Origin of the sequence: Pseudanabaena sp. 'Roaring Creek' (assembly GCF_001402795.1) — a bacterium.
Classification (GTDB): domain Bacteria; phylum Cyanobacteriota; class Cyanobacteriia; order Pseudanabaenales; family Pseudanabaenaceae; genus Pseudanabaena.
Window position 1 is genome coordinate 1 of record NZ_LIRE01000093.1, and the last position, 4,661, is coordinate 4,661.

Annotated in this window: 1 protein-coding gene; it reads left to right on the forward strand. The window is 41.2% G+C overall.

All coding sequences use genetic code 11. From position 1 onward, the window contains the following. Positions 1-286: 286 nt before the first annotated feature. Positions 287-4,486: a response regulator gene (locus AC805_RS03045; RefSeq protein WP_055074049.1), complete on the forward strand. Its 4,200-nt coding sequence runs from the start codon at positions 287-289 to the stop codon at positions 4,484-4,486. Positions 4,487-4,661: the final 175 nt, after the last annotated feature.

The window sequence follows — 4,661 nt, forward strand, 5'->3', positions numbered from 1 at the left end:
GCGCCGCCCATCCTTACCTATTTAAATACTTTCCTTTTTAGGACTACATGAAATAAAACATGAAATAAACATATAAATACGGATGTACTGTCAATCATTGCGTTTGTTTGCTAGCTAGCCAGTCTTAAACTGTTATGCCAATTGCTATATTAGAATTAATTAAAGTGAAGCATTAGTACAAGGGAATTAACGAAAGTATCTAACGAAAGCGTCTAACGAAAGCATCTAAACCTATAGATGAATTAACTATAGAAGCCATTGCTGCAAACTCTAAATTCAAACTTAAATGATTCCTGCTCAAGAGCCACCAAATGAACTAGAAAGAGTTGCCGCTCTTTATCAGTGCAAAATCTTAGATACAGAGCCTGAGCAAGGCTTTGATGATATTACGCAGCTAGCCTCTCAAATTTGTCAAGTACCGATCGCTCTAGTTAGTTTGATTGACAAAGAAAGGCAGTGGTTCAAATCAAAAGTAGGGCTTGCGGCTACTGAGACCCCAAGAAGATTAGCTTTTTGCGCCCATGCTATTCTCCAAGATGATATTTTTATCGTTCCTGACACCTTAAAAGACGAACGATTTGCCGATAACCCTCTAGTAACCGATCCTCCAGATATTCGGTTTTATGCAGGAGTTCCGATTAAAACCGTAGATGGATATACTCTGGGGACTTTGTGCATTATCGATACCAAGCCCAGAGAGCTCAGCAAGGAGCAAATCACGGCACTCAAAGCCCTTGCCAATCAGGTACGATATATCATCGAAACTAGGCGAAGTTTTGCAGGAATTGCTGGCTTGCCAATGGCGAAACAACCTACGGTCGTAAATGCCAAAAATCCCCTCAAAAAGTTTGCAGTTTGGATTGGAATTGCGGCTTCTTTGGCGGTTGGGACGGGGGTAATTGCCTTTCTAAATCTGCGGGGTTTGCAAGAATCTAATCTTAAATACATCCAACAAGAGAAGGAATTAGCATCGATTGAAATACCACTCGATCGGATGCGAGACTTTAAAGCTGCCCAAAAGGAATATTTTTTGCAAAGCAATCAAGAGAACTGTAGAAAATACGAATCTTTGGCAAAAGAATTGGCGGAAGACCTTCAGTCAATAGAGAAAATAATTGCAAGCGGTAATGAAGGGCGCTTAACTAGCATCAATAGTCCACAGGATAGAGAAGCACATAAAAAAATAATTCTGGATGTGGCGCACTATATTCGCAAAGAATTGCAAACTTCTCATCAAGTGGTGTTTCTATTTCGGATTGCGGGGACAGAAGTCTCTCAAAAGCAAATATCATGGCAAAATAATAGTAACGAGCCAGAGATAGATGAAATAAAGTTGGAAAAACTAATTGCTTCCGAGAGAGAAGATATATCAAAGCGATTAAAAGATGAAACCCAAAACTTAATTACTAACGCCACAAACTTTTCCTTGCTCACTTTTATTTCTAGGCTGGGGGTGCTGGGACTATTACTTTATTTTGTCTATAACATCTATAAAGAAATGAATGCGCGGCGCATTCTAGAGAGCGATATTAAGCACGAACGAGACTTTTCGATCGCGGTTCTAGATACAGTTGATGCCTTGGTAATTGTATTAGATGCAGAAGGCAAAATTATTAAATTCAATCGCCAATGCGAAAGTATAACTGGCTACTACTTCGAGGAAGTTCGCAATCAAAATTTTGGGAATCTGTTTTTATCTGATGAAGATCGAGAATTGGTTTATAGCTCTTTTAAAAGTCATTCCAGTCAGAACGCGCCATGTACCTATGAAAATTTCTGGCGGACGAAAGATGGTAATCGACGGTGCATTTCTTGGTCGACAACTGCTTTACGCAGTCCCGAAAATGAAGTCGAGTACATTATTGCTACGGGAACTGATATTAGCGATCGCCGCCAAGTGGAGGAAGAAGTCCGCTTGCAAAACTGGCGATCGTTGGTCTTTTCCCAAATCACTTTAAGAATTCGTCAATCCCTCAACATCAAAGATATTTTGAGAACAACTGTTGAGGAAGTAAGAAGATTTCTAAAAGCCGATCGCGTTCTGGTGTATCGTTTTGACGGAGAATGGGAAGGCAAGGTTGTTGTTGAATCCGTAGAGCCACCTTGGATTCCCACTTTAAATACGGATGTTAAAGATATTTGCTTTCGGCAAGGACTATGGGAAAACTATCGTCAAGGAAGAAAAGTAGTTAATGACAATATCTCAACTTCAGATACGACTGACTGTTATAAGCAATTGATGGCTCGGTTTGAAGTGCAGGCTAATTTAGTAATACCAATTCTGGAAAAGGAAAAGCTATGGGGATTGTTAATAACTCATCAATGTAGCGAGCCTCGGCATTGGCGTAACTTTGAGGTGGACTTTGTCACTGAGCTTGGCAACCAAGTGGGCATTGCTCTTTATCAGGCAACTCTATTGGAACAGGAAACATTGCGTCGAGAGCAACTTTATCTGCAAAATGTTGAGTTAAAAGAAGCCCGTCATCAGGCCGAAATCGCCACAAAGATGAAAAGTGCTTTCCTTGCAACCATGAGCCATGAAATTCGTACGCCGATGAATGCCGTACTCGGGATGACAGGGCTGCTTGCCGATACAAAGCTTTCGCCGCTACAGAGAGATTTTGTCGAAACGGTGAGGATTAGTGGTGAAAATCTACTGACATTAATCAATGAGATTCTTGATTTCTCAAAGCTAGAAGCTAATGAGATGGAATTAGAGGAGATTAGCTTCGATCTTAATACCTGCGTTGAAGAAGTAACTGATTTGCTGGCTATGTTGGCACAGGAAAAGAGGCTAGAACTTGCCGCTCTAATCCATCAAAACGTACCTATATATCTATGTGGCGATGTGGCGCGTCTCAGGCAAATCCTTACAAATTTAGTAAGTAATGCGATTAAATTCACCTTACAGGGCGAAGTTATTATTAAGGTCTCCCTCAAAGAAGAAACGGAATCCATTGCTAAGATTGAGTTTCGCGTAATAGATACTGGTATTGGTATATCACCTGAGTCTCAGAAAAAGCTATTTCAGCCCTTTACTCAAGTTGATGCGTCCACTACACGTAAATATGGCGGTACGGGCTTAGGCTTGGCAATTTGCAAACAGATTGTCGATCTGATGGGTGGGGAAATTGGAATTGATAGCGAAGAAGGTAAAGGTTCGCAATTTTGGTTCCAGATATCGTTTATGAAGCAATCTCCTGCCGAAATTAAACAGTTAGAGCCCCGTCGTGAAGTTGACCTTAAGGATGTACGGGTGTTAATTGTCGATGACAGTGAGACTAATTGTAAGATTTTGACCTATCAGTTGACATCTTGGCAAATGCGCGTTGATGCTGTCAAAAACGCATCTCACGTCATCTCTATTTTGCAAGCCGCAATTGCTGAAGGCGATCGCTATCAATTGGCGATTTTGGATATGCAGATGCCCGATCTTGATGGCGAAAGTTTGGGTAGTCAGATCAAAGCCGATCCGATCTTGAAAGACACAAAGTTGATTATGCTTACCTCTTTAAATCAGGGCGGAGGCATCAATCGAGTCAAGGAATTGGGATTTGAGTTTTACCTTGTTAAGCCGATCAAACAATCTCGATTGCTTGATGTTTTGATGCAAGTCATCTCTACTAATCCCCATTATCAAAACCCTATAGCAGGTGCGTTAAGGACGACCGATCGTCCGATTACCAGAACTTCTAAGCTAAAAATCCTGATCGCCGAAGATAGTTTAATCAATCAAAAAGTTGCTTTACATCAGCTACGTAGTTTTGGTTATGATGCAGATGTGGCGGGCAATGGCAAAGAAGTTCTTGCCTTGTTAGAATGCATTCACTATGACATCATTTTGATGGATTGCCAAATGCCCGAAATGGATGGTTATGAGACGACGAGGGCGATTCGGCAATTGGATTCGACAAAATCCAAGATTGCGATTGTGGCGATGACTGCCAATGCGATGAAGGAAGATCGCGATCGCTGTCTTGCCTCGGGTATGAATGATTATCTAAGTAAACCAATTCGCAAGGAGGATCTCGCTCAAAAACTCGCTGAATGGGAAGCGAAGATACTTGCCCAGAGCGTGATTGCTCCTGAGGGAGTTAGCGATCGCGATAATCAGTCCCCTATTAATGGAAGCGCTCCGATTGAAGAGCCTGTCAATACCTACGAATCCTTGCCCCTGATTGACTGGACATATATTGACAGTATTGCTGATGGGAGTGAAGAATTTAAAAACGAACTCCTACAAACCTATTTTCAGTCTACCTCTAAGAGCTTAGCGCAACTAGAATTGGCGATCGCCGAAAATAATTACGATCAAATTGGCAAACTCTCCCACTCGATTAAAGGGGCATCGAGTAATTTAGGTTTCTTATCTATTGCGGCAATATCCTACGATTTAGAGCAAATTGGTCGTAATTCCAAAACTGGCAATGCTAGATATTTGTTGCAAAAGATAAGGGAGATGTTTTTCCAGATTCAAAACTCCTAGACCTTCTCAAAAGCAACCTTATCGCAACGTAATACCAATTTACGAAAGTGTGACAACACTTTCGTAAATTATAGATAATTCAAATAAAAACTACAGCTTCGACTTCGCTCAGCTAGCTTACACCGAGGGCTGAGCGAAGTCGAAGCCCGTCTACAAGTTATTTAAAACAACTATA

Bases quoted from the DNA above. Each gene is read 5' to 3' on its own strand.
- AC805_RS03045 (WP_055074049.1), top strand. From the start codon at position 287: ATGATTCCTGCTCAAGAGCCACCAAATGAACTAGAAAGAGTTGCCGCT.